Below are 24,358 nucleotides of genomic sequence, written 5' to 3'. Positions count from 1 at the left end.
CTGACACCAGAAAGCGCCTCATGAACTCCACCGCTCTCGACAGCCCGCTCCTCGCCCCGGGAAGCCCGCTCGATGACCGCCAGAAAGCTGTCGTCGAGCGCGTCTCCGCGAAGGAGCGCGCCGGGATCCTGGCCTTGCCGACCGACGACCCGCTGGACCCCGAGCGCCGTCGTCGCGTCGACGCGACTCGCGGGGAGATGCTCGGCCAGCCGCAGGCCATCCGCGCCACCTGGGAGCGGAACGCCGACATGCTGCCGAGGGTCGCGGGGCGCATCGCCGAGAAGACGATCGACCGGGTGTTCCTCGTCGGTGCCGGTGACTCGCTCGCCGTCATGATCGCCGCACGCCGCACCCTCGAGCTGATGCTCGGCGTGCCGTGCGAGCCGGTCCAGGCCCTCGAATTCGCCTACTACCTGCAGCACCTCGTCACGTCCGACTCGCTCGTCATCGCCCTGTCGAGCTCGGGGGAGACGACCCGCACCGTCGAAGCCCTCCTGGTCGCCCAGCACGCCGGCGCGCTGACGCTGGCTCTCACCAACACGGTGGGCTCGACCCTCGACGTCGAGAGCGAGAACACCCTGCTGTTGCAGGCGACCCGCGTCGGCTGGCCCACGCAGTCGTCGACGACCGCCCTGTCGTTGCTGCTGCTGCTCGCGACCGAGGTCGGCCTGTACCGGGGCGTCGAGGCGGCACCGCGACTGCGAGCCGAGCTCGAGACCCTGCCCGAGGTGATCGCCGGGGTGCTGGCCGACCTCGACGAGCCGATCGCCGAGATCGCCCGCATCGAAGCCGAGCGCACCATGTACCTCTTCTCGGCCGGCGGACCGAGCTGGGCCGCCGCCATCATCGGCGCCGCCAAGGTCAAAGAGACGAGCCCCGATCACGCCGTCGAGATCCAGGTCGAGGAGTTCCACCACTACAACAGCCAGAAGCCCGGCGAGCCCATGTTCCTGTTCGCGCCCACGGGGCCGTCTGTGCCGCGGAGTGTCGACACGGGGCGTGACGCGCATCGCTACGGCGGCACGCTGTACGTCGTCACATCCGAGGGCGAGGGGGCGTTCGATGACTTCGCCGATGGGATCCTGCGTTTGCCCGCGGTCTCGGAGGCGCTCAGCCCTCTGGTCACCGTGATCCCGGCCCAGATGATCGGCTACCACCTCGGTATGGCGAAGTTCCATGCCGCCGAGGTGCATGCCGCCGAGGCGCAGCGCGATGCCTGACCCGATCGAGAAGGCTGGGTCGACTGAGAAGCCTGAGTCGACGTGGAAGTCGCTCGTCTGCATCGGCAACCTCACGATCGACGAGGCGGTGCACGGCGGCGTCCCGTCCGAGCCGGCCATGGGCGGCGACGCAGCCTACGCGGCTCTGGCGGCGAGAAGGATCCTGCGCGACGTCACCATGCTGGCGCCCGTGGGCAACGACCTGCCCGCGACCGTACTCGACCAGCTGTCTGCGGCCGGCATCGCCATCGACGATCTGCCCGAGCGCGACCTGCCCACCGTCCGCAACACCGTGACGTACCACGACGACGGCTCGCGCACCTGGGCCATGCACGACGACGACGCCCACTTCGACGCCCTGTCGGTCTATCCGGCCGACGTGCCGGGCAGTGTGCTCGACGCCGACGGTATCGTCCTCTCGGCGATGAGTCTCGAGTCGCAGCTGGCGCTCACGCCGTGGCTCCGCCAGAACTCGGAGGCCGCCCTCTACCTCGACCTGCAGGAGGACTACCTCGACGGCAACCGCGAGGCCCTTCTCGCCATCGTGGCCGTCTGTGACGTCTTCCTGCCGAGCGAGATCGAGGCGGTGGCGCTCGCCGGGACCACCGATCTCGAGCGAGCCGCCCGCTTCTTCGCCGGGCTCGGGCCGTCGGTCGTCGTCATTAAGCGCGCCGACAAGGGGGCACTCGTGTTGGAGAACGACACGGTGACCCTCGTGCCGAGCGCCCTGGTCGATGCGGTCGACTCGACCGGCGCCGGGGATGCCTTCTGCGGCGCCTTCGCGGCGGCGCACCTGCTTTCGGGCGACGCCGTCGAGGCGGCGAACCGAGGATCCGAGGCGGCACGGGTCGCGATCTCGGACTTCGGTATCGCGGGTCTTCTGCGTGTCTCCGCGGAGGTGCGCCCGTGACCGGCCCGTTCCGCATCGCGATCGTGAACCCCAACACGACCTCGGCCATGACCGACCGCGTCGTCGCCGCGGCCGCGCTGTCCGCCCGGCCCGACACGACCCTGCTCGCGATCACGCCGACGACCGGGGTGCCGAGCATCGAGAGCCACGTCGACGAGGTGCACGGAGCCGTCAGCGTGCTGACGGAGGTCGAACGACTTGAACTGCTGCCGGACGCGGAGCGCCCCCACGCCTACGTCATCGCCTGTTTCGGCGACACCGGCCTGCCGGGTGCGCGCGAGGCTGCCCGCGGCCCCGTCGTCGGCACGACCGAGGCGGCCCTCGTGACCGCGACGCAGCTCGCCCACCGCTTCACGATCATCACGATGCCGGAGCGCACCCGCGAGCAGTCCGACCGGGTCGTCCGCGCCCTCGGGCTCGGTCACCGCGCAGTCGTCCGTGCCATCGACGAACCGGTCGCGGCCGTCGAAGACTCCTCCCTGCACCTGCTCGACCTGTTCGTCGCCGAGGGGCGCCGGGCGCTCGCCGAGGACCACGCCGAGGCGATCGTGCTCGGCTGCGCCGGGTTGGCCGACCTCGTCGAACCGCTCGGGCAGGCGCTCGGCGTCCCCGTGATCGACGGGGTGGCCGCAGCGGTCTCGCTCGCGGAGGGCCTTCTCGCCCAGGGACTCGGGACGTCCCGGATCAGCACCTGGTCCCGCCCCACCTCCGGAGGTGCCGCATGAGTCGCACGCTCTTCACCGACGTCTACGTCTACGACGCCGACAGCGAGGCCGGGATGTTCGGCCCGACCGACGTGCTCGTCGAGGGCACGAGTATTCGCCGCATCGGCGCCGAAGCCGCGGCGCAGTTCACGGCAGCCGAGGCCCGAGAGGGCGACGCCCGCATCGACGGCGGCGCACACCACGTGCTGGTGCCGGGGCTCATCAACGCCCACTATCACTCGCCGGCGAATCACCTCAAGGGGCTGCTGCCGAGCCTGCCGCTCGAGAGCTTCATGCTGTATGAGTCGCCGGCGGATCCTCGTCTTCGTCCCTCCCCTCGTGAGGCCTACCTGCGCACCATGCTCGCCGCGATCGAGATGCTCCGCACGGGTACGACGACGGTGCAGGACGACGCCTTTCTGATGCCGCACCCGACGCCCGACATCATCGACGCCGTGATGCAGGCCTATGCCGACAGCGGCATCCGGGCGAGTGTCGCTCTCGACCAGCCGACACTCACCGAGCGCGACAAGCTGCCCTTCATCGGCGGGTACGAAGACGAGGCGGTGCAGACGGCGCTCGATGCCGAGGCGCCGCTCGGGGCGGCCGGACTCCTCGAGAACTACGACCACCTCTTCGGCACCTGGCACGGCCGGGAAGACGGCCGGCTGACCGCCGCGGTGTCGATCTCGGCGCCCCAGCGGGTCGACGTGCCCTACTTCGAGGCGATCGACGACCTCAGCCGGCGGCACTCGGTTCCGCTTTTCGCTCACATGCTCGAGACGAAGGTGCAGCGCACGCTCGCGACCGAGCAGCGGCGGTTCGCCAGCCGCTCGCTCGTCGAGTACACGGCCGACCTGGGTCTGCTGACTGACCGGATGAACGTGATCCACGCGGTCTGGACCGACGACCGCGACCTCGAGCTCATCGCCGACGCCGGTGCCGTGATCGCCCACAACCCGGTGAGCAACCTTCGACTCGGCAGTGGCGTCGCGCCCTACCGGCGCATGCTCGACCTCGGCATCCCGGTCGCACTCGGCATCGACGAGGCGATCTGCGACGACTCTGCGAACCTCTGGGGCGTCGTCAAGACGGCGGGTCTCATCCACAACGTCGGCGGACGACCGAGCGACGAGTGGCCGACCGCGCGGGAGGTGCTCGACAGCCTCTGGCGCGGGGGAGCGGCCGCCCTCCTGCAGAGCGATCGGCTCGGCGAGATCCGCGAGGGATTCGAGGCCGACATCACGATGCTCGACCTCGACGGATCGGCGTTCACGCCGCTCAACGACCTCCGGGGCCAGCTCGTCTACTGCGAATACGGAGCCGACGTGCGACTCACCATGGTCGCCGGCCGGGTGGTCTTCGACGGCTCCCGCGTCACCTCGGTCGACGAGACCGCCCTCCTGGCCGAGGCCCGCGAGGTCTTCGCCCACAAGCTCCCCGTCATCGAGCGGGCGAATCGCGAGGCCGACGCCCTCAGACCCCACTACGACGCGATGATCGCCGAAGCGGCCCGCACCGACGTCGGAATGACCAGATGGATCGGAAACCCCTCATGACGACCACCGCAGACACCGGCGCGACACTCGACTCGCACGACCGCTACGACTACTCGCCGATCACCGGGCGCCGCGGAGGCACCTGGCCGGGAGGGAAGAAGCTCGCCGTCTACGTCGCCATCGGCATCGAGGATTACCACTTCGGTGCCGGCCAGACCGAGAACCTCCTCGAGGGCGTACCGGCCCCCGACCTCGTCAACACGAGCTGGCGCGACTACGGCAACCGGGTCGGCGCGTTCCGCCTGCTCGATCGGCTCAGCCGCCTCGACATCCCCGCCACCATCCTGCTCAACACGGCCGTCTACGACACCGCCCCCGAGCTGCTCGCCCACGCCCGGTCGCTCGGCGCAGAGATCGTGGGGCACGGCGTCTCGAACTCGGATTCGCTCCAGGGGCTCGCCGAGGCCGACGAGGCGGACTACCTCCGCGGCGTCTCGGCGCGGATCGAAGCGGAAGAGGGCACGGCGCCTCTCGGCTGGTCGAGCCCGTGGCTCACTCACACCGAGTCGACCGTCGACCTCCTGGGCGAGGGCGGCTACCGCTACCTGCTCGACCTCCGCCTCGACGATCAACCGATCTGGCTGACCACCCGTGCCGAGCCGTTGCTCGCCATTCCCTACGCGCTCGAACTGAACGACTCCACGTCGATCATCGGCCGCGGCGTCGGCGCGTCGGAGTTCGCCGACATGCTTATCGACGAGTTCGACGAGCTGCTCGACGCGGCGGGCGATCAGCCGCTCGTCATGAGCATCGTCGTGCATTCGTTCATCTCGGGTGTGCCCTTCCGGCTGCGCCAGCTCACCCGGGCGCTCGAGCACCTCGCGGCCCACCGCGACGACGTGTGGTTCACCCAGCCCCACGACATCTACGAGGCGGTTCGAGCGCACGCGACGACCGAGGAGGTCGACCATGTCGGCAACTGACGAGAAGGCCCCGGCCGCGTCGATCGCGAATCTGACTGTCGCCCTCACCCGCGACGGGGTCCGCGCCGAGGTGCTCCGTGGCGTCGACCTCAAGATCCAGCGCGGTGAGATCGTCGGTCTCGTCGGAGAATCAGGATCCGGCAAGAGCGTGCTCGCCCTCGCGCTCATGGGCCTTCTGCCCTCCTCGTCACGCCCCGAGACGACCGGAACCATCACGATCGCGGGTACCGACATGATCGACGGCTCCGCCGAGCAGATCCGCGCCGTCCGCCGGCACGAGCTGGGCGTCATCTTCCAGGATCCGATGACGTCGCTGAACCCGACCATGCGCGTCGGTCGGCAGATCACCGAGGCCACCGGCGACAAGGCCGAGTCGCTTCGCCTCATGTCCGCCGTCGGCATCCAGGACGCCGCCCTCCGCTTCACCGTCTACCCGCACGAGCTGTCGGGCGGTCTGCGTCAGCGGATCATGGCGGCCATCGCCTCGGCGGGTCGACCGTCGCTGATCATCGCCGACGAGCCCACGACGGCCCTCGACGTGACCGTCCAGGCGCAGGTGCTCGACCTGCTCCGTCAGCTGCGCGACGAGTTCGGCTGCAGCGTGGTGCTCATCACCCACGACCTCGCCGTCGCGGCCCAGATTGCCGATCGCATCGCCGTCCTCTACGCCGGTCGCATCGCCGAGCTCGGGCCCGCCGACGTCGTGCTCCGGGAGCCGACCCACCCGTACACGGTCGGGCTGCTGAACTCCCGCCTCGCGCTCGACACTCCGCGCGACACCGTGCTGCAGACTCTCCGCCCCGAGACGGCGACCGTCGCCGAACGGATGCGCGGGTGCGCCTACTCGTCGCGGTGCCCGCTTGCCGACGACACCTGCCGCGCGCAGCAGCCGCCGCTGTTGGCGGTCGACGGGTCGGGTGCGGTGGACGGCTCCGAGCACGTCCGGGCCTGCTGGCGCGATGCGGCGACGGTGCGCGAGCTCGCCCTGACCCGATCGGACGCGCCGCGGATCCTCGTCTCCGGCTCGTCGACAGAGTCGGCCGCACCCGCCGTGGTGGTCGAGGGCGTCCACCAGCGCTTCGTCGTCCGCAGCGGCGGCCGCAAGCGAGAGGTGCACGCCCTGCGCGGTATCGACCTCACGATCGGCGCCGGCGAGGCAGTCTCGATCGTCGGTGAATCAGGATCCGGCAAATCGACCCTGCTCCGAGCGATCGCGGGCCTCGTACCCGTCACCTCGGGGCGCGTCGACGTCGCTCGAGGCGGCGCGCAGATGGTGTTCCAAGACGCAGGGTCGTCGCTCACGCCGTGGTTGAGCGTGGGGGAGATCCTCGGCGAGCGCCTGCTCCCGCTCCGTCTCGGCAAGACGGAGACGGCCGCCCGTGTCACGACCGCGCTGGAGGCGATCGGCCTGCCGGCCTCGGTTTCTCGGGTGCGGCCGGCCGACCTCTCGGGCGGCCAGCGTCAGCGCGTGGCCCTTGCCCGCGCCACCATGATCCCGCCGGCGGTGCTGCTCTGCGACGAGCCGACCAGCGCGCTCGATGCGTCGCTCGCCGCCAGCGTGCTCAACCTGATCCGCGGCATGCGCGAGGAGCTCTCGATGACGGTGCTGTTCGTCACGCACGACCTCTCGGTGGCTCGCCTCATGGGCGACCGGGTCGTCGTGATGACGGAGGGGCGCATCGTCGAAGACGGCACCGCCGACCAGGTCATCCACCACCCCGAGCACCCGTACACGCGGTCGCTGCTTGCGTCCGTCCCTGAGATCGAGGCCGTCCGATGAGCGCCGACCTGACCGCCCGCCGCTTCGGGGTGCCGCAGGTGACGATCGCGCGGTTCGCCGGTCGTCGACTCAATCTCGCGCTGGTCGGCCTGCTGATCGTCGTCACCCTGGTCGCGCTGTTCGCCCGCGTGCTCGCCCCTGACAATCCCGTCCAGCCGATCGGCGCTCTCAACCTGCCCCTCGGCTCGGAGGGTCACCTGCTCGGCACCGACGGCATCGGCCGCGACATCCTCAGCCGCACCCTCATCGGAATCCAGACGAGCTGGTTCTCGGCGCTCGTGGTCGTCGCGTCGGGGCTCGTGATCGGCGGGATCATCGGGGTGGCCGCGGGAGTCTCGGGCGGCTGGCTCGACAACCTCCTCATGCGGCTCACCGACCTGTTCCTGGCGCTGCCGGGCACCCTCGTCGCGATCGCCCTGGTCGCCGCCCTCGGCTTCGGCCTGCAGAACACGCTGATCGGCATCGCGATCGTCTGGTGGCCGTACTACGCCCGGATCATCCGCGGCGAGGCGCGAGCCATGGCCGCGAGGCCGCATGTGGAGGCGGCGCGTCTGGCCGGCATCAGCCGCACCCGGGTCGTCTTCCGGCACATTCTGCCGGGCGTCGTGCCGACCGCGATCGTGACCGCGAGCCTCGATATCGGCAACGTCGTGATCCTTCTCGCCGGGCTGTCGTTCCTCGGCCTCGGCCAGGCGGCTCCGGCCCCGGAGCTCGGCGCCGACACCGCCCGCAACCTGCAGCAGCTGCTCACGCAGTGGTGGGTGCCCGTCGTCCCGGGCCTCGCCGTGCTGCTCCTCAGCCTCGTCGCCAACCTCGGCGGCGACGCCATCCGCAATCTTCTCGCCGGACGCCGTTAGGAGGCCCCGATGACCCGCTTCCTGCTTCGCCGCACCGGCTCCGCCGTCGTGCTGGTGCTCGTGCTCACCGCCGTCGTCTTCGTGCTCCAGGCCGTGTCGCCCGGCGACCCCGTCAAGGCGTACCTCGGCAACAACGCCTCGCCCGCCGCGATCGCCGCCCAGCGTCAGGCCCTCGGGCTGAACGATCCGCTGCCGGTGCAGTACTTCCACTACATCGTGCACGCCCTCCAGGGGAACCTCGGGATGTCGCTGCGCACCCGGCGCCCGGTGATGGCCGACCTGCACGACTTCCTGCCGGCGACGGTCGAGCTCGTGGCCGTGGCCTTCGTGCTCGCGCTCCTCCTCGGATCCTTGTATGCCGTCTCGGGGTCGCTCCGCTGGCCCGGCGGCGCGTTCTTCCGGGGTCCGCTTCTCGTGCTGGCAACGGCACCGCCGTTCCTCCTGGCACTCGGCGGCATCATCCTGTTCTACGCGCAGCTGCAGGTGCTCCCCGCGGCCGGTCGCGGGGTCGACTCGACAGGCCCCTCCGGGTTCGTGCTGATCGACAGCATCCTCGGCGGCGACGCGACGGAATTCGTCGCGGGGGTGCAGCACCTGGTGCTGCCGGCGGTGATCCTCAGCATCGCTCCGTCGATCTCGATCGGCCGGATCCTTCGGTCCAGTCTCGATTCGACGCTCGCCTCCGACTACGTGCGCACCGCCCGATCGAAGGGCCTCCGCCCGATCGTCGTGCTCGGTAAGCACGTGGTGCGCAACTCGCTCGGCCCCGGCCTCTCGATGGCGGGCCTCCAGCTCGGCTTCATGTTCGCCGGCGTCGTCGTGGTCGAGCAGGTCTTCAGCTGGCCCGGCATCGGCAACTACCTCGCGGCCAGCATCCCCACCTCCGACTTTCCGGCCATCGCGGGCGTCACGCTCGTGCTCGGCATCATCTACATCGTCGCGAACGCTCTCGTCGACGTTCTCCAAGCCCTCGCCGACCCGCGCCTCAACGCGTGACGGCGTGAAGCCCCACCCCGCTCCATCCCTGCACCACACCCCTCCCGCCGGAGCCTCCCCTCTCCGGTCCACCCTGCAAGGAGTCGAAGTGAAGAACGCACCCCTCACCACGAAGACGCGAGGAGTCATCGCCGCCCTGGCCGTGATCCCGCTGCTCGCCCTCGCCGCCTGCTCGTCGTCCGGCGGCTCGAACACGGCCAACCCGGCCCCGACCGACGGGGTGCTGACCGTCGGCCTCCTCGGCGACATCGGCCAGCCGCCGGACCCCGACATCTACTACGCCAACAACGGCCTCGCCATCGTGCTCAACACGTACGAGGGGCTCGTGCAGTACCAGAACAACGTCGACACCGTGAAGATCGCGCCGCGCCTCGCGACCAAGTGGACGGTGAACAAGGCCAACACGGTCTACACGTTCACGCTCCGCTCGGGCGTGACGTTCCACGACGGCACGAAGTTCACCTCCGAGGCGGTCAAGGCGTCGTTCGACCGGCGCAACACCGTCAAGGGCGGTGCCGCCTACATGACCGCGGGCATCAAGAGCGTCGCCACCCCCGACGACCTCACCGCCGTTGTCACCCTGAAGAAGGCGAACTCGGCCTTTCTCGACTACCTCGCGTCGCCGTTCGGCCCGAAGATGGAGTCGCCCACGGGCCTTGAGAAGAACGCAGGATCCGACAACGCCCAGACGTACCTGCAGACCCACGACCTCGGAACGGGACCGTACGAGCTGACCAGCGCCAAGACGGGCACCAAATACGAGCTCACGCAGTACGACGGCTACTGGGGCACCAAGTCGCCGTTCACCAAGGTCGATCTGCCGGTGTACAGCGACGCCTCGGCACTCCAGCTCGCCTTCGACTCCGGCGACGTCTCGGCGATCGTCGCGGCGCTCCCGTCGTCGAGCCTCACCAAGTACGACGGCAACGACAAGTTCAACAGCGACTTCCTGCCGACCCTCCAGTCGGCTCTGCTGACGGTGAACCCGTCGAAGGAGTTCTTCGCGAACAAGGAGGCCCGCACCGCGTTCATGCAGTCGATCAACCAGAAGCAGCTGGTCAAGGAGGTGCTCGGCGCGCGCTCGTCGGTCGCGACCACCCTGTACGCCAAAGGCATGATCGCCGACGGTTCCGACAAGCAGAACATCAGCTACGACCCGACCGTCTTCGCCGCCTACGCCAAGACCCTCCCGGCCGGCACCGCGATGACCGTCGGCTACGCCTCCGACAACACCAACGCCCAGGCGATGGCCAACATCGTCACCGCCAACCTGCAGAACGACGGCATCAAGGCGACCGCGCAGGGGTACCCCACCTCGCAGGTCTTCGGCTGGGCCTCCGACCCGACGAAGGGCCCCGACGCCTTCATCGACGGCAACAACGGCCCCGACGGCGGCAGCCCGTACATGTGGGGCCACGTCTTCTGGGACAAGACCGGAGGAATCAACTACTTCCTCTGCGACAGCCCCTCGACCGACGCCGACCTGAACGAGGCCGTCGCGACCGGCGACACCTCGCTCTACGCCAAGGCCGCTCAGACGTACTCCGCGACCGGCTGCTACATGAACCTCTCCTACAACAAGGACTGGGTCGTGTCGCAGAAATGGCTCACCGGAGTCGCTGAGGCTCATAACATCGGTGCCAACGAGCTCGACTTCTCGAAGCTCGGAATCGCGAAGTAGGTCGGCCACCGGCCCCGGGGTGCGTCATGCACCCCGGGGCCCTCACCCGCGAGGAGCGGACGTGACAGAACCATCTGACGCAGGATCCGCGACCACCGTCGACCGACCCGCGTCGCTCTCGCGACAGGCGTACTCGGCCATCCGCGAGGGCATCATCCGCGGTGAGTACCCCCAGGGTTCGCGGCTCGCCGAGGCGCGCATCGCCGCTGAGCTCGAGATGTCGAGGGTGCCCCTCCGCGAGGCGGTGCCGCAGCTCGAGCAGGAGGGCTTCGTCCGCACGTTCCCCCGGCGCGGCGCGGTCGTGACCGTGTGGGACGAGAAGGCGGTCAACGACCTCTTCGACCTCCGGCTCTACCTCGAGGTCGGTGCGGCGCGATTCGCCGCCCGCGAGGTCTCGCGCGGCGGCGACTCCGGGCCCCTCGACGAAGCCCTCCACTACTCGCAGAACGTCGTGCACTCGGGCGACGCCTACCGTGTCGCCGAGGCCAGCACCTGGTACCACGAGGCGATCGTCGACCTCTCGGGCAACGACCTGATGAAGCAGGTGATGCGCTCCGTCACCGGCCGGGTGCTCTGGCTGTTCTACCTGACCTCGCAGCTCGACGTCGACGAGGCGTTCGACGACCATGTGGCGCTCGCCGAGGCGATCCGCTCCGGCAACGAGCGCGTCGCCGAGTCGATCGCCTACACGCACATCGAGCGCGACCGGATCCCGTCGTTTACGGCGTTGCGGGCGGCGGGTGCGCGCTGAGGCGTGCTGCTTGCTGCCTGTCGCCAGCCGCCCGCCGCCTCGGGCGGCGAGACTCCAGTCGTTGCGGGTGTGGTCGACGGGCACCCGCATCTACTGGAGTCTCGCAGGGCTGCCGGCGTCAGTGTGTGGGGTCGATGCCCTGAAAGACCGTGGGGTAGTTGCTCAGAGTGCCCCAGCGTGATGACGGCCAGGTGATGACGACGGCTCGTCCGACGACGTCGGAGATCGGTACGAACGGTTGCGACACGTCTTTCTGCGTGAAGTGTGCGGCGGAGTCGTCGGAGTTGTAGCGGTTATCACCGAGTACCCACAGGGCACCCTTCGGAACGGTCACCGTGTAGGTGAACCTGTCGGCGCGCTGGCCGGCCGTGACGTTGATGTAGGGCTCCTTGAGGGGCACGCCGTTGACCTCGAGCTGGCCGAAGTCGTTGCAACACGCGACTTTGTCTCCGGGCAGGCCGATGACTCGTTTGACGAGGTGATTGTCGCTGTCCTTCGTGCCGAGGCCCACAGCGGTGAGACCTGTCTGGATGGCCCCGATGACCGGGCTCGTGGAATCGGATTTCGGCGTCGTGTCGCTTGATCCGAGCCATCCGCCCGGGTCCGAGAAGACGATGACGTCCCCGCGCTGGAGGGGAGTCGCCTTGGGCACGAGTTCGTTGACGATAATGCGGTCGTTGACCTGAAGCGTGTTCGTCATCGAGGGCGATGGGATGTAGAACGAGCGGACCAAATAGGTCTTGATCAGGAACGAGATCAGAAGCGCCGCCAGCAAGATGATCAGGATGTCACGGACGAACCGTGCGGTGCTGTGGCGCTTCTTGCGCGGTCGCCGAGCCGAGCCCGAGTTGACGACGTCCATGGCAGATTCCCCCATGAATCTGATCGTAAGGGAAGCACGACGCAACCTCAGTCGGTCAGGTCACATGCTGGGCTCGATGGGGCCTTCGCGTTCGGCCTTCGCCAGGATCGTCCTGTAGACGCCGCGAAGTATCAAAAAACCGAGTGCGATGGCTAGCTCAGGTCGCGAGAAAGGTCTCTATGGCAGCGATGGTGGTCTCGTTATCACGGTGCAGAATGGCGCGGATGCCGCAGTCCTCGGCTCCGCGCACCGGCTCCTCGTGGTCGTCGATGAAGAGCACCTGCTCGACCGATGCGCCCATTCGGCGGAGCGCGGTGAGATACGCGCCCGAATCGGGCTTCGCGATTCCTTGCTCGTGGCTATAGCAGATCGGGTCGAACAGCGAGGCGAAGCCGAAACGTCGCTCCTCTTCTTCCCGGGCACCGTCGCCGGAGTTCGACAGGATGGCGAGGCCAGCGCGGTCCCGAAGCGATCTCGCATGATCGAGCAGCTCGACGTTTGCCTTACCGCAGTAGGCATCCCAGAACTCGGAATGCATTGTCGCAATCGTTGCACTATCGGCACCCAGGGCGGCTCCGAGCTTGCGCCAGTACTCGTCTGCGACACCACTTCTCAGAGCCATGTCGGGGAGCTCGGCGGCGTGGAGGCGAGCTCGCAATTCAGTGACAGTTAGTTCGTGACGGGCGCTCCATCGCTCATGCAGCGAGAGGGGCCAGTCGTCGTCGTCAACGATTTCGAGGACACCGCCGATGTCGTAGAGAATCCACTTCATCAGCGGAGGCTATCGCGGTCGCGCGCGAGGCGACGGTACACGTGCATCAGATGCGTCGCCGGTGCGAGGCTTTATCTTGCCCGGATCGTAATTGGGGGGATTGGGGTCGCGTAACCGCTGGTGGGGAATGAGATCGTGATGGAACCGTCGGAATGGCACACCGACGTGAAGGAGCCGCTGGCCGCCGGCTGACGGCTGCCGAGTGCGCAGAAGCGGCCCCCGGCGCGGCGTCCGCGGGCCGATTTCGCGCACTCGGCGGGTGGTCTCAAGCAGGCCCGGCGAGACGTCCCTTCTCGGTCGTCGCATCGAGCGCCGAGACCACGGCGGCGACGAACTCGTCGGCGGCGAGCGCCGGGAACTGACCGGTCGACGGCATGCGCACGACCCGGGTCCCGGGGACGACGCCGAAGACGATCGGATCGGTCTCGGTGAACCGGGCGACCGGCGGTTCAAGGATCGTCAGGTGCACGCCGGCGGAAACCAGGGCGTGCATGTCGTCCCACGTCTGCCGGTGGCCGCGGAAGACTGCCGGGTAGACCGAGGCATAGCGATCGGCGTTGGCGATGGTGTCGGCGACCGCCTCGTAGAGCACCCTCGGGTTGTCGATGCCGTAGAGGCCGACGTTCTTGGCGTAGAGCCTGGTCAGGGTGGATCCGTCGGCGGGGAACTCGACCGGCGGCGCCCAGTTCGCGGCCCAGTGCTCGAATGCGTCGTCATCGGGTTCTTCCTGCGCGTAGAGCACGGCGCCCGGGATCCTCGTCGTGCCGGCCTCGACGGCCATCGCGGTGACGAGGGCTGAGCCGGTCTTCATGCCGACGGGGAGGAACTCGTCGATGCCGAGAGCGTCGAGGGCCTGAAGGAGCACGGTGGCGTAGTCGGAGAGCGGCCTGCCCTCGGGTGCGTCGTCGGACTGTCCGAAGCCCGGAGTGTCGAAGGCGATCACCGCGATGTCGTCGGGAAAGCTCTCGAGAACGGGCTGATAGACGGCCGAGGTGCGGGGCGACTCGTGGAAGAGGGCGACGACCCTGCGCGCCTCGCTGATCGGGGCGCCTCCCGCCCGGTAGTGGATCTGTCCCCAGTCGGTGTCGACGCAACCGCGCATACTGTGCTGCCTTTCTCCTGGATGGGCGTAATTCAGAACGCGCGGAGGTTGTCGCGCAGCATCTCGTGGTCGTACTCGGTGCGCACCAGCCCGCGTTGCTGCAGCTCGGGCACGAGTCCGTCGCAGATCTCGGAGATGAATCGGCGGGTGACGCCGTTCGTCCCGATCAGGAAGCCGTCGCCGCCGGCGATGTCGGCGAATCGCTCGAGTTGATCGGCCACCTGCTCGACCGACCCGACGACGCTGGGACCGGCACCGCCCGCTTCGCGTGCGACCGCCTGGCGAAGAGTCAATGAGGCGTTCCTCTCGCGATAGAGCGCGAAGTTCTGCGTTCCGTTGGTCGAGAGGTCGAGCTCTCCCAGCGGAGTGTCGAGAGGTACGGTCGAGAAGTCGATGTCGGTCGACTTCGACATGGTCGCGAGCGGGATCTGGATGTTGTCCATCGCGAGCTGCACCCGGTCGTCTGCCTTCTGCCTGGCCTCTTCTTCGGACGACCCCACGATCGGCCAGATTCCGAAGAGGATCTTGATTTCGTCGGGATCCCGGCCGTTGGCGGCGGCGGCCGCGCGAACGCGCTCTCGGTAGTCGCGAGCCTTCTCGGGGGTCGCGTGAATGGCGACGATGGTGTCGGCACACTGAGACGCGAACTCGATGCCGCGGGGTGATCCTCCCGCCTGCGAGATGACTGGTCGACCCTGCGGCGCGGGGCCCGAGTTGAGCGGTCCGCGGGTGGAGTAGTGCGCCCCGCGATGGTCGGCCTGGCGCACCTTGGTGTGGTCGGCGAAGGTGCTGGTGCGTCGGTCGGCGACCACCGCATCGGCGTCCCACGTGTCGAAGAGCGAGAGCATCGCCATCACGAAGTCCTCGGCCACGTCGTACCGGGCGTCGTGCTCGTCCATGCCGTCGTGCCCGTAGTTCTGGAGGGCCCGGTCACTGGTGCCGGTGACGACGTTCACCCCGAAGCGGCCTTTCGAGAGCTGATCGAGCGTTCCGGCCATCCTCGCCAGGAGGTAGGGGTGGTAGGCGAAGGTGCCCGCAGTGGCGATGATGCCGAGCCGCTCCGTGGCCTGGGCAAGCAGGGTCGCGACGATCATCGGATCCTGGCGGGGCGCCTGCATGGCGTACTTGAGATAGACCTCCATCGAGTCGCCGTAGCGGTCACCGACGAAGGTGTTGTCTTCGATGAGTACGTAGTCGAACTTCGCTCGTTCCATTGCACGTGCGAGGTCGACGAAGATCTGCGCGTCCTGCCAGTCGTCGCCGATCGAGCCGGAGAACGGCTGCGCCCACGCCGGCACCGATGTGCCGTTGCAGAACCAGCCGAGGTGGAAGGGGGATGCGGTCACGGGGTGCTCCTCGAGGTCTCGCCGGATCGGGGGCGCATCAGAACGACGCCAGGTTGGCTTTGAAGGTCGATTCGCCGTAATCGCTGCGGATGAGGCCGCGCTTGCGGAGCTCCGGTGCGAGCCCGGACGCGATCTCATCGACGTAGCGACGGGAATGCGTTCGCACCGGTTCGCCGCGGATGAGGAAGCCGTCGCCGCCGACCGTCTCCATGACCTCGTCCATCTGCTCGGCGACCGAGGCCGGGGTGCCCACCAGCTCGACCGCTTCGGTCTGCTGGCCCATGATGGCCTCGCGGATCGTCTTGCCCTTCGAGCGCTTCCGGAACTGGTCCAGCCCCGACTGGTGACCGTTGGTCGTCACGTCGTCGGGGAGCTCCTGATCGAGGTCGAACTGCTTGAAGTCGACCTCCGTGGTGATCGACATGATGCCGAGGATCGTCTCGATCTGCTCCCGGGTGAGCTCGTTCCGCCGTCGGGCGAGCTCGCGTGCGTCCGCCTCGGTCTCGCCGAGGACGGGCTGGATGATGTACATCACCTTGACGTCGTCGGCCCGCCGTCCGTGGCCCTCGGCGCGCGCGCGGACGTCGTCGCGGTATTCGCGCATGCCGTCGACGCCCTTCGGCGCGGAGAGCAGCACGTTCGCGTGGCGGGAGGCGAAATCGCGTCCGGTCGGCGAGCCGCCGGCCTGACAGATGACGGGATGGCCCTGGGGTCCCGCCGGGAGATTCAGAGGGCCGCGCACCCGGAAGTAGGTGCCGTCGTGGTGGATCGGGTGGACCTTGGTGTGGTCCACGAGGTAACCGGAGTCGCGGTCGGCGATGATCGCCCCGGGCTCCCAGGAATCCCAGAGCGCTTTGACGACCGTGATGTACTCGTCGGCCATGAGGTAGCGCTCGTCGTGGGGCAGAAGGCCCTCGAGGCCATAGTTCTGCGCGGCGAGATCCTCGGAGCTCGTGACGACATTCCAGCCGACTCGGCCCTTGGTGAGATGGTCCATCGTGGCCATGACGCGGGCGAGGATGAACGGCGGGTAGAACGAGGTCGACATGGTCGCGATGAATCCCATGTCGCGGGTCGCCTGCGCCAGCATCGGCAGCAGCGGGACCGGGTCGCCCTTCGGGGAGTGCAATCCGTGCTTCAGGTCGTTCTCGGTGCTGCCGCCGTAGGTGTCGCTGACGAGAGTGGAGTCCTCGAACATCATGAAGTCGAAGCCCGCACGTTCGAGCGACCTCGCCATGTCGACGTAGTACTCGCCGTTCAGCCAGGTGAACGGGGTGTCAGCGGCCCAGGGGGACTTCCAGGCGGGGGTCTTGAACGGGGTGAACCACGCGAGGTGGAACGGAGCAGCAGCCATGCGGTTCTCCTAGGTTGTCGAAGGGGAGGGGAGCTGGTCTCCAGTCGAGCAGGGCAGCATTACGCCCCGCGATCGACCGGATGAGGGTCTTATTTCGCGGTCAGGATCCGGTCGCGGCCGCCTTCTGATCAGGCCTTCTGGCGACCCTCGGCGCTATTCGCCGACACCGCGGGGGTGCCGGTCGTCCGATCGGCGACCGTTCCCGCCAAAACGCCGGACCGGTGACCCGCAAGGACCTCGGCCGCTCGGGGCACGGGGATCCGGTAGGCGGAGGTGATGGTCGTGTAGAGCGACCCACCGAGTCGCCCGACCGGGCGGTAGCGTTCGATGTCGATCCGGCCGGACTCGTCTAGCACTGCGTCATCGGCGTGCACGCCCACGACCTCGGCGAAGACGAGAGTTGCACCCGGCATGGCCTTCTCCTCGGTGGCGCGGCACTCGAGAGCCACCTTCGCGCGAGCGAGGCGCGGTGGTCCGACCACGGTGCTCGGCAGTGTCGCGAGGCCGAGCAGCGCCGCCTCGTCGACGTCGGCATCGAAGAGCGCCGCCGTGTCGGTCTGTTCGGCCTCCAACCCGTCTGTGACGAGGTTCACGACGAAGTCGCCGGTGTGACGGATGTTGTCGAGGGAGTCCTTGCGTCCGGTGAACGACACCATGAGCATCGGCGGGTCCATTGTGACGAGCTGGAAGTAGCTATAGGGCGCCAGGTTGTAGCCGCCGGTGCTCGACAGCGAACCGATCCAGGCGATCGGCCTCGGCACGACCGCGTTCTTGATCATCCAGGTGAAATCCACCCGGTCCGAGCCCGTGTCGAGGTACATGATCACGCCTCCTGGGGGGCCGGGACGCCACCGGGGATGGCTTGGAGAAGGGACCGGGTGTAGTCGTGCTCCGGTGCGTGGAAGATCTGATCCGGCGTGCCGGACTCGACGATGCGCCCGTGATCCATCACGTGAACGCGGTGCGCCACAAGTCGGACGACAGCGAGGTCGTGGCTGATGAAAAGATAGGCGAGGCCCAGCTCGTTCTGCAGCTCGACGAGGAGCTCGAGGATCTGTTCCTGCACGACGACGTCGAGAGCGGATACCGCCTCGTCGAGAACGACCAGATCGGTTCGGAGTGCCAGGGCACGAGCGATTGCGACTCGCTGCAGCTGGCCACCCGACATCTCGGTGGGGAGCTTGTCCGCCGTCGCCGACGTCAGGGCGACCCGGTCGAGGAGCTCCAGTGCACGGGCCTTCCGAGATGCGGCATCGCCGACGCCGTGGAGCATCATCGGCTCCTCGATGCTCCGGCGGACTGTCCACCGGGCGTCGAGCGATCCGTACGGGTTCTGGAACACGGGTTGGACCCGGCTCCGGAACCGCATGCGCTCAGCACCCCGCAGCGAGCCGATGTCGGCACCGTCGAAGTCGATGGTGCCGCGGGTCGGCGCCTCCAGGCCCAGAACGAGGCGGGCCGTCGTCGATTTGCCGGATCCTGAGCCTCCGACGACCGCGACGGTCTCGCCGCGCGCGATGTCGAAGGTCGAGTCCTCGACCGCGACGAAGGGCGTCTTGGCCCCCCAGAGGCCATTGCGGATCGGGTACTCCTTGCCGACGGATCTGAGGCTCACGAGCGGCGCCGCAGACCCCTCCGCGACTCCACCGCCGGAGGAGTCCGGAGCGGGGCGGTCGGCGACGAGGCGTATCGAGTCGAAGTCGGGTGCCGCCGCCAGTAGGCGTTGCGTGTATTCGTGCTGCGGGGACTCGAGGATCCCGGTGGCGCCGCCCTGCTCCACGACGTCGCCTCGGTAGAGCACGACGATGGAGTCGGCGCGTTCCGCGGCCAGTGGCAGGTCGTGCGTGATGAGCAGAACCGCGGTGCCGAGCTCCGTGGTGAGCCGATCGAGCTCGTCGAGGATCGTGCGCTGCACAGTCACGTCGAGCGCGCTGGTCGGCTCGTCGGCGATGAGCAGCTTCGGGCGGCAGGCGAGCCCGATGGCGATCAGGATCCGCTGCCGCATACCGCCCGAGAGTTCGTGCGGGTACTGCCGCGCTCGTCTCTCCGGCTCCGGGATGCCGACCATCTCGAGCAGCTCGACGACCCGCGAGCGGGCCGCCGCGCCCTTAGCGAGACCGTGCACCTCGAGCGCCTCCCGGATCTGCGTGCCGACCCGCTGGATGGGATCGAGGTTCGACATGGGATCCTGGGGCACGAGGCCGATGCCCCGCCCTCGGATCCTGCGCATCGTCCGTTCGTCGGAATCCTGGATGGGGGTCCCGTCGAACACGATCGAGCCGCCCGAGATGCGCCCGTTGTCGGCGAGCAGCCGATTGACGCTGGCCGCCGTCGTCGACTTGCCGGACCCCGACTCGCCGACGATCGCCAGGGTCTCACCCGCGGCGATGTCGAACGACACATGCCGGATCGCGTCGAATTCACCGGCCGGAGTCGTGAAGGAGACGCCCAGGTCGTTGACGGAGAGAAGAGCGCTCACGGATCAGACCGAGGCGAGCGGCATGGGCACGGCGACGGTCGGCTGAGGCGTGCCGGCCGACGAGACCGGCTGACCCCAGGACGTCTCGACATCCGCGAGATCGACGACGTCGCCGAACGACCAGCCGATTCCGAAGAGGGCGAAGTGGTTCCGTTCCGGCGTGAACTCGGCCACGGCGTCGCGCACGACGTAGGTCGAGTAGTCGCGTTGGCCGGCATCTCTCGCCGTGGACTCGACGCAGATGTTCGTCGTCACGCCGCAGAGCACGATGTTCCGGATGCCGAGGCCGGTCAGCACCGGTTCGAGCCGTGTCCCGTAGAACGCGCTCGGACGGGACTTGTCGATGACGATCTCATCGGGCCGGACGCCGAGCTCGGGGATGAGGGCGATCTCGTCGGTGCCGTAGCCGAGCGAGTTGGCGGCCATGCGGTCGGCGGCTCGGGCTCCGTGTGTGACCCCGAAATCGACCATGCCCGGCATGTAGACGTAGCGGGTGAAGATGACGGGGACGCCCGCTGCCCGGGCGGCATTGACGAGAGCAACGGTGCCGGGGATCGCGTGCCGGAGGGGGCTGACGTCGATTCCCGAGCGGCCCAGTGAGTCGTCGTCGTCGAAGAAAGCGCGCTGCATGTCGACGACGATGACTGCGGTGTTCTCGGTGGGGATCAGAGTGTTCACGAGGGGCTCCTAGTTGAAGAGGATCATGCCGTTGGGACGAGGGGTCCAGTCGAGACCCTTCGTGACGCCGTACGTATAGGTGTCGGCGACGAGCGGTGCGTAGTACGTCTTCGCTGCGACGATTTTCGAGATGTCGGCGATGTCCTTGTCGCGGGCTGTCTCGTCGGACTCGGCCAGCTCGTCGGAGAGGAGGGCGTCGATCTGCGGGTCGGAGACGTAACCCTGGCCGCCGGTCTTCAGCAGCATCTCGAGGGGCAGGTCGGCGTCGAGTGCCGACGGTGCGAAGGCGTAGAGGTAGAGGCCGGCGAATTTGGCGGCGAACCAGTTGGCCGAGAAGGCAGAGAACTCCTGGCCGTCAAGCTTCACGGCGATGCCGACCTTCTCGAGATACTGCTGGACCGACTGCGCGAGCTGCTGGATCTGAGGCAGTGTCGTCGTCGGGTAGCTCAGCGTGATCGTCGACCCGTCGTAGCCGGAAGCCGCGACCAGCCTCTTGGCCTCCGTCACATCCTGTTCAGTCGGCTCGATCGACGCGTCGTAGCCCTGTGTCACCGAAGCGATCAGCTGGCTCGCCGGCTCCGTGGTGCCGCTCATGAGGTTCTCCGAGATGGCCTTCCGGTCGATCGCCAGGCTCACGGCCTTGCGGAAATCAGGATCGTCGAGCCACTCCGCCTTTGCGTTGAATCCGGTGTAGATGACGCGATTCGACTTCGTGTCCACGACTTCGGCTGCGTCGGACGACGAGATGGTCGAGACGCTCGCCGGGCCGAGAAGCGCCACGTCGATGTCACCCGACTGCACGGAGTTCGCCCGCGTCGTCTCGTCCGGGACGAACTGAAGCACCACGTTTTCGTACTTGCCCTTGTCTCCCCAGTAGTCCGGGTTCCTCTTCAGAGTGATGGAGTCGCCGTGCGTCCATTTGACGACCTCGTACGGCCCGGAACCGACCGGCTTCTGGCCGAAGGCCTTCGCGCCTTCCGCCTCGTAGATCGCCTTCGGGAGGATCGACACCAGGGTGACCTGGCGGTCGAAGGGGGCGTACGCGGCCTTGAGATGGAAGACCACGGTCGTGTCATCCGTCGCCTCCAGCGATTTGATCGCCGTCATGTACCCGCCGAGGTTCGACTCGGGATTCTTCATCGCCGTCTCGTAGGTGTAGACCACGTCGTCGGCCGTCACCGGGCTGTCGTCGGAGAACTTCGCGTCGGAACGCAGAGTGAAGGTCCAGGTCGTGAGCGCCTCGTCGTGGGTCCATTTCGTCGCGAGGCCCGGCTGGACCGCGCCGTCCGCATCGATGGTCGTGAGCTGATCGAACACGTTCTGGAACACGTTCAGGGTCGGCAGGTTGGTGTCGAAGACGGGGTCGAGCGTCGAGGGCTCGCCCACGAGGGCCGCCGTCACGGTCGTTCTGGCGGAGTCCGTGCTGGTGGAGGACCCACCGGACGAGAAGTCGGCGCAGCCGCTGAGCACGAGAGCTGCGGTGCCGGTGATCGCGACTGCGGCGAGCAGGCGTCGGGCGATTGGGGCCATGGAAGATCCCTTCAGGATCGGGTGGGAGGGCAGAGAAGGAGGAGGGATTGCCTGTTGCGATAGAACGTCGGGTCAAAGAGGGGAGTGCAGGATCCTGGTCAGCGCCTTGCGCGTCTGGCCGTCAGTCCCTGAGAGACGAACTGGACGCCCCCGATGACCAGCAGGATCATCAGTGCGGGCACGATCACGAGAGCCGGGTCGGTCTGCAGGTAGTTCTTGCCGTCGGCAATGAGCCCGCCGAGGCTCGGGGTGGGCGGCTGGATCCCGAGGCCGATGAACGAGAGGGACGATTCGATCGTGATGACTGTTCCGATCTCGAAGGCGGCGAGGATGACGACCTGGGGGAGGACGTGCGGAAGCAGATGGCGGGTGATGATCCACCAGCTCGAACCACCGGCAGCTACGACGGCGGTGACGAACTCGCGTTCGCGCAGCGACACGGCTATCGACCGAGCGACGCGACCGTAGCCGACCCAGTTCGTGAGGCCGAGCATCACGACGAGGAGTCCGGTGCTCGAGCCGACGGCGGCCACGACCACGATGAGCAGCAGGACAACCGGAATCGACAGCTGGATATCCGCAACGCCCATCAGGAAGGCGTCAAGGCGGCCCCGCCGCCACCCCGAGACAAGCCCCACGGCCAGCCCGAGCGTCATCGAGATGAGCACGGCGCCGAACGCCACGATCAGAGACGTCCGCGTCGCGACCGAGAGCCGATCGAGGACGTCGCGTCCGAGAGCGTCCGTCCCCAGCAGGTGCGCCATGTCCGAGAAGGGGTGCTCCCTCACGGTCGAGAGATCCTGCGAGTAGGCGTCGAAGCCGGGGAGGAGCGGCACGACGATTACGATCAGCGCGACCACCACGAGCATGGCGGAGGCCACGACGAGCGAGGGGGCTGCCCCGAGGAGACCCGCGGTGAGGGCCTTCGCCTGGGTTCCCGAACGGAGTCGGGTGGTGGCCTGGGTCATGACAGCCTCACTCGCGGGTCGAGGACCGCGTAGAGCAGGTCGACGACGAGATTGACGACGACGAACAGGAGGGCGATGAGCACGACACCCGCCTGGACTATGGGGTAGTCGCGGTCGGTGACCCCCTGGACGATGAGGCGTCCGAGTCCCGGCCAGTTGAAGACCATCTCCAATACGACCGTGCCGCCCATGAGCACGCCGAGGTTGATACCGGCGATCGTGATGACGGGGAGGAGCGCATTCGGCAGCATGTGTCGAACGACGATCCTCGCTCGGGAGGCGCCCTTGGCACGAGCCGTCCGGACGTAGTCGAGCGATCGGGATTCGTCGAACGACGACATCAGGAGCCGAAGGTAGAGAGCGATCTCGAAGGTCGCCATAGTCGCGACCGGCAGGACGAAGCTGGCGTAGCTCGTTCGCCCGATAGCCGGAAGGAGGCCCAGCGAGACCGAGAAGACGAGAACCAGCAGGATGCCGAAGAGATACGGCGGGATGGCCTGCCGGATGGTCGCAAGCCAGAGCATCGCGCTCCGGAGGCGGCGGTTGCCGGTCGTCTCGGCGATGATCGTCAGAGCCACTGCGATGACGAAGCCGAGGACGAAGGAGGTCACGGCGAGCTCGAGCGTGTTCGGAAGCCGCTCGAGCACGAGTCCGAAAGCCGACTGACCCTGCCGGATCGAGTCGCCGAGGTCGCCCCGAGCGGCGTCGGCCAGGAAGAGGAGGTATTGCACGACGATCGGCCGGTCGAGGCCGAGCGTGTGCCGCATGGCCTGCACCTGGTCGTCGGTGGCCTGGTCGGGCAGCATGAGCCGTACCGGGTCGCCGGTGAGCCTAGCCAGGATGAAGGCGAAGGTCAGCACCGCGAAGATCGTGATGACGGTCCGCAGCAAGCGGGATCCGATGAAGCGCACCATGTCCGATCCTTCCTTCGAGATGAACGGCGTGGTGATGACGCTATGGGCCGATTGAGTCACTGCCGTGTCGGGGTCGTAACGGTTGATTTCGCCGAGCGGATCGCTGTCCTGGCGGGCATCGGAGGGGTTTCCGCCGTGGGCCGGGCACTCGTCAGACGGCGTCGTTCCGCATCGCGGGGACGCCGTCGTCCTTGGCCCAGAGCGCGACGCGGTCGCCCCGGTAGTGGCCGTAGGCCAGCATGCTCGGACGGCCGTCGGCTCCGTGGACGACCGTCTCGCGGACGAGGACCGCCGCCCCGACCGCAATACCCAGCATCTTCGCCGTGCGCTCATCGCAGTTCACGGCTTCGACCGTGGCCTCGACGTGGGAGAGCGCGACACGCCGGAGGGCGTCGAGTCCGTGGTCGATCTCGACCGTCGGCTCGGGGCCGTCGGCCGGGTAATAGCCGACCAGGATCCCCATCGGCTCACCCCCGCGACTGACGAGGTCCTCCCTCATGTAGACGTGCTCGCCGTTGAGCTGCAGCCGCGTCCGGATGTGCTCGTCCGCCAAGACGATGCCTCTCTCGAGAAACGAAAGCTCGAGGGGGACGGAAGGCCGCTCGGGATCCTCCTGGGCTCGGGTCCAGCCTCCGACCGGGAGGAGCTCGAGCAGGGGCAGTTCGGAGATGGAGGCGACGACGCTCGTGCCGACTCGCTGTCGCCGTTCGATGAGCCCTTCCTGTCCGAGTTGGACCAGCGCGGATCGAATGCTGTTTCGACTCATCATCATCGACATGATGAGGCTCTGCTCTTCGACCGGCCTCCCCGTGGCAAGGAGCCCACGACGAATGCTGGCCCGAAGGAGGACGTGCGCTCGCCGCGGCGATGACTGGAGGATGTCGCGCATCCGCTGCCGGCTGCCCGCTCGAGCGCGGCCGATGGCTTCTGTCAGTTCGGTCTGAGTCTGCATCGCGATTCTCCAGCCCGGAT

At 67.9% G+C, this 24,358-nt stretch carries 22 protein-coding genes; 10 read left to right on the top strand and 12 right to left on the bottom strand.

The features are described 5' to 3' along the window. Nucleotides 1-20 precede the first annotated feature (20 nt). From ASF54_RS04560 to ASF54_RS04515, 10 genes are all read left to right on the top strand, one after another. Nucleotides 21-1,220 carry an SIS domain-containing protein gene (locus ASF54_RS04560; RefSeq protein WP_055959314.1) on the top strand — a complete coding sequence of 400 codons (1,200 nt, stop codon included), beginning with the start codon at nucleotides 21-23 and terminating at the stop codon, nucleotides 1,218-1,220. After that, entirely contained in the window at nucleotides 1,213-2,130 is a 918-nt protein-coding gene (locus ASF54_RS04555; RefSeq protein ID WP_162237095.1) for a carbohydrate kinase family protein, read from the top strand. Before ASF54_RS04560 ends, ASF54_RS04555 begins: the two co-directional genes overlap by 8 nt. Next, nucleotides 2,127-2,855, top strand: a complete 729-nt coding sequence (locus ASF54_RS04550) for an aspartate/glutamate racemase family protein (RefSeq protein WP_200919565.1) — start codon at nucleotides 2,127-2,129, stop codon at nucleotides 2,853-2,855. The genes ASF54_RS04555 and ASF54_RS04550 overlap by 4 nt, the downstream gene beginning before the upstream one ends. Further along, entirely contained in the window at nucleotides 2,852-4,393 is a 1,542-nt protein-coding gene (locus tag ASF54_RS04545) for an amidohydrolase family protein (protein ID WP_055959309.1), read from the top strand. Before ASF54_RS04550 ends, ASF54_RS04545 begins: the two co-directional genes overlap by 4 nt. After that, nucleotides 4,390-5,316 (top strand): polysaccharide deacetylase family protein, encoded by a 927-nt coding sequence (locus tag ASF54_RS04540; protein WP_055959308.1) that lies wholly within the window; start codon nucleotides 4,390-4,392, stop codon nucleotides 5,314-5,316. The genes ASF54_RS04545 and ASF54_RS04540 overlap by 4 nt, the downstream gene beginning before the upstream one ends. Next, nucleotides 5,303-7,096, top strand: a complete 1,794-nt coding sequence (locus ASF54_RS04535; protein ID WP_055959306.1) for an oligopeptide/dipeptide ABC transporter ATP-binding protein — start codon at nucleotides 5,303-5,305, stop codon at nucleotides 7,094-7,096. Before ASF54_RS04540 ends, ASF54_RS04535 begins: the two co-directional genes overlap by 14 nt. Next, entirely contained in the window at nucleotides 7,093-7,953 is an 861-nt protein-coding gene (locus tag ASF54_RS04530; RefSeq protein WP_055959303.1) for an ABC transporter permease, read from the top strand. The genes ASF54_RS04535 and ASF54_RS04530 overlap by 4 nt, the downstream gene beginning before the upstream one ends. Nucleotides 7,954-7,962: 9 nt before the next feature. Continuing rightward, nucleotides 7,963-8,949, top strand: a complete 987-nt coding sequence (locus ASF54_RS04525) for an ABC transporter permease (protein ID WP_055959301.1) — start codon at nucleotides 7,963-7,965, stop codon at nucleotides 8,947-8,949. 88 nt (nucleotides 8,950-9,037) lie between these two features. Next, nucleotides 9,038-10,630, top strand: a complete 1,593-nt coding sequence (locus ASF54_RS04520; protein WP_055959299.1) for an ABC transporter substrate-binding protein — start codon at nucleotides 9,038-9,040, stop codon at nucleotides 10,628-10,630. Between the two features lie 61 nt (nucleotides 10,631-10,691). Beyond that, a complete protein-coding gene (locus tag ASF54_RS04515) occupies nucleotides 10,692-11,381 on the top strand; it encodes a GntR family transcriptional regulator (RefSeq protein ID WP_055959297.1) in 690 nt (229 codons plus the stop codon). A gap of 118 nt (nucleotides 11,382-11,499) precedes the next feature. Here the strand turns inward: ASF54_RS04515 and lepB are convergent, their stop codons facing one another. The 12 genes from lepB to ASF54_RS04455 form a co-directional block, all read right to left on the bottom strand. After that, the gene (lepB, locus tag ASF54_RS04510; RefSeq protein WP_200919564.1) at nucleotides 11,500-12,258 is read right to left on the bottom strand and encodes a signal peptidase I; all 759 of its coding nucleotides are present in this window, start codon (nucleotides 12,256-12,258) and stop codon (nucleotides 11,500-11,502) included. A 142-nt stretch (nucleotides 12,259-12,400) separates the two neighbouring features. After that, entirely contained in the window at nucleotides 12,401-13,015 is a 615-nt protein-coding gene (locus tag ASF54_RS04505) for an HAD family hydrolase (RefSeq protein WP_235480938.1), read from the bottom strand. A 265-nt stretch (nucleotides 13,016-13,280) separates the two neighbouring features. Further along, nucleotides 13,281-14,117: an alpha/beta fold hydrolase gene (locus tag ASF54_RS04500; RefSeq protein WP_055959295.1), complete on the bottom strand. Its 837-nt coding sequence runs from the start codon at nucleotides 14,115-14,117 to the stop codon at nucleotides 13,281-13,283. A gap of 32 nt (nucleotides 14,118-14,149) precedes the next feature. Continuing rightward, complete coding sequence (locus ASF54_RS04495; RefSeq protein WP_055959293.1) at nucleotides 14,150-15,463, bottom strand: NtaA/DmoA family FMN-dependent monooxygenase; 1,314 nt, start codon at nucleotides 15,461-15,463, stop codon at nucleotides 14,150-14,152. A gap of 37 nt (nucleotides 15,464-15,500) precedes the next feature. Then, nucleotides 15,501-16,817, bottom strand: a complete 1,317-nt coding sequence (locus tag ASF54_RS04490) for an NtaA/DmoA family FMN-dependent monooxygenase (protein WP_055959291.1) — start codon at nucleotides 16,815-16,817, stop codon at nucleotides 15,501-15,503. A gap of 128 nt (nucleotides 16,818-16,945) precedes the next feature. Then, nucleotides 16,946-17,638: a flavin reductase family protein gene (locus ASF54_RS04485; RefSeq protein ID WP_055959290.1), complete on the bottom strand. Its 693-nt coding sequence runs from the start codon at nucleotides 17,636-17,638 to the stop codon at nucleotides 16,946-16,948. Nucleotides 17,639-17,640: 2 nt separating this feature from the next. After that, entirely contained in the window at nucleotides 17,641-19,296 is a 1,656-nt protein-coding gene (locus ASF54_RS04480; RefSeq protein WP_055959288.1) for a dipeptide ABC transporter ATP-binding protein, read from the bottom strand. A 3-nt stretch (nucleotides 19,297-19,299) separates the two neighbouring features. After that, nucleotides 19,300-19,974, bottom strand: a complete 675-nt coding sequence (locus ASF54_RS04475; protein ID WP_055959286.1) for a cysteine hydrolase family protein — start codon at nucleotides 19,972-19,974, stop codon at nucleotides 19,300-19,302. 9 nt (nucleotides 19,975-19,983) lie between these two features. Next, nucleotides 19,984-21,504 carry an ABC transporter substrate-binding protein gene (locus ASF54_RS04470; protein WP_055959284.1) on the bottom strand — a complete coding sequence of 507 codons (1,521 nt, stop codon included), beginning with the start codon at nucleotides 21,502-21,504 and terminating at the stop codon, nucleotides 19,984-19,986. 98 nt (nucleotides 21,505-21,602) lie between these two features. After that, entirely contained in the window at nucleotides 21,603-22,472 is an 870-nt protein-coding gene (locus tag ASF54_RS04465) for an ABC transporter permease (RefSeq protein WP_055959283.1), read from the bottom strand. Continuing rightward, the gene (locus ASF54_RS04460) at nucleotides 22,469-23,386 is read right to left on the bottom strand and encodes an ABC transporter permease (RefSeq protein WP_157510024.1); all 918 of its coding nucleotides are present in this window, start codon (nucleotides 23,384-23,386) and stop codon (nucleotides 22,469-22,471) included. Before ASF54_RS04460 ends, ASF54_RS04465 begins: the two co-directional genes overlap by 4 nt. A gap of 151 nt (nucleotides 23,387-23,537) precedes the next feature. Continuing rightward, on the bottom strand, nucleotides 23,538-24,338 hold the full coding sequence (locus ASF54_RS04455; RefSeq protein ID WP_055959279.1) for a GntR family transcriptional regulator: 801 nt from the start codon (nucleotides 24,336-24,338) through the stop codon (nucleotides 23,538-23,540). Nucleotides 24,339-24,358 lie beyond the last annotated feature (20 nt).

The sequence above is a fragment of the Frondihabitans sp. Leaf304 genome, assembly GCF_001423105.1.
GTDB lineage: Bacteria > Actinomycetota > Actinomycetes > Actinomycetales > Microbacteriaceae > Frondihabitans.
The sequence above is the reverse complement of the archived record's forward strand: the minus strand, read 5'-3'. Positions and strand labels throughout refer to the sequence as shown.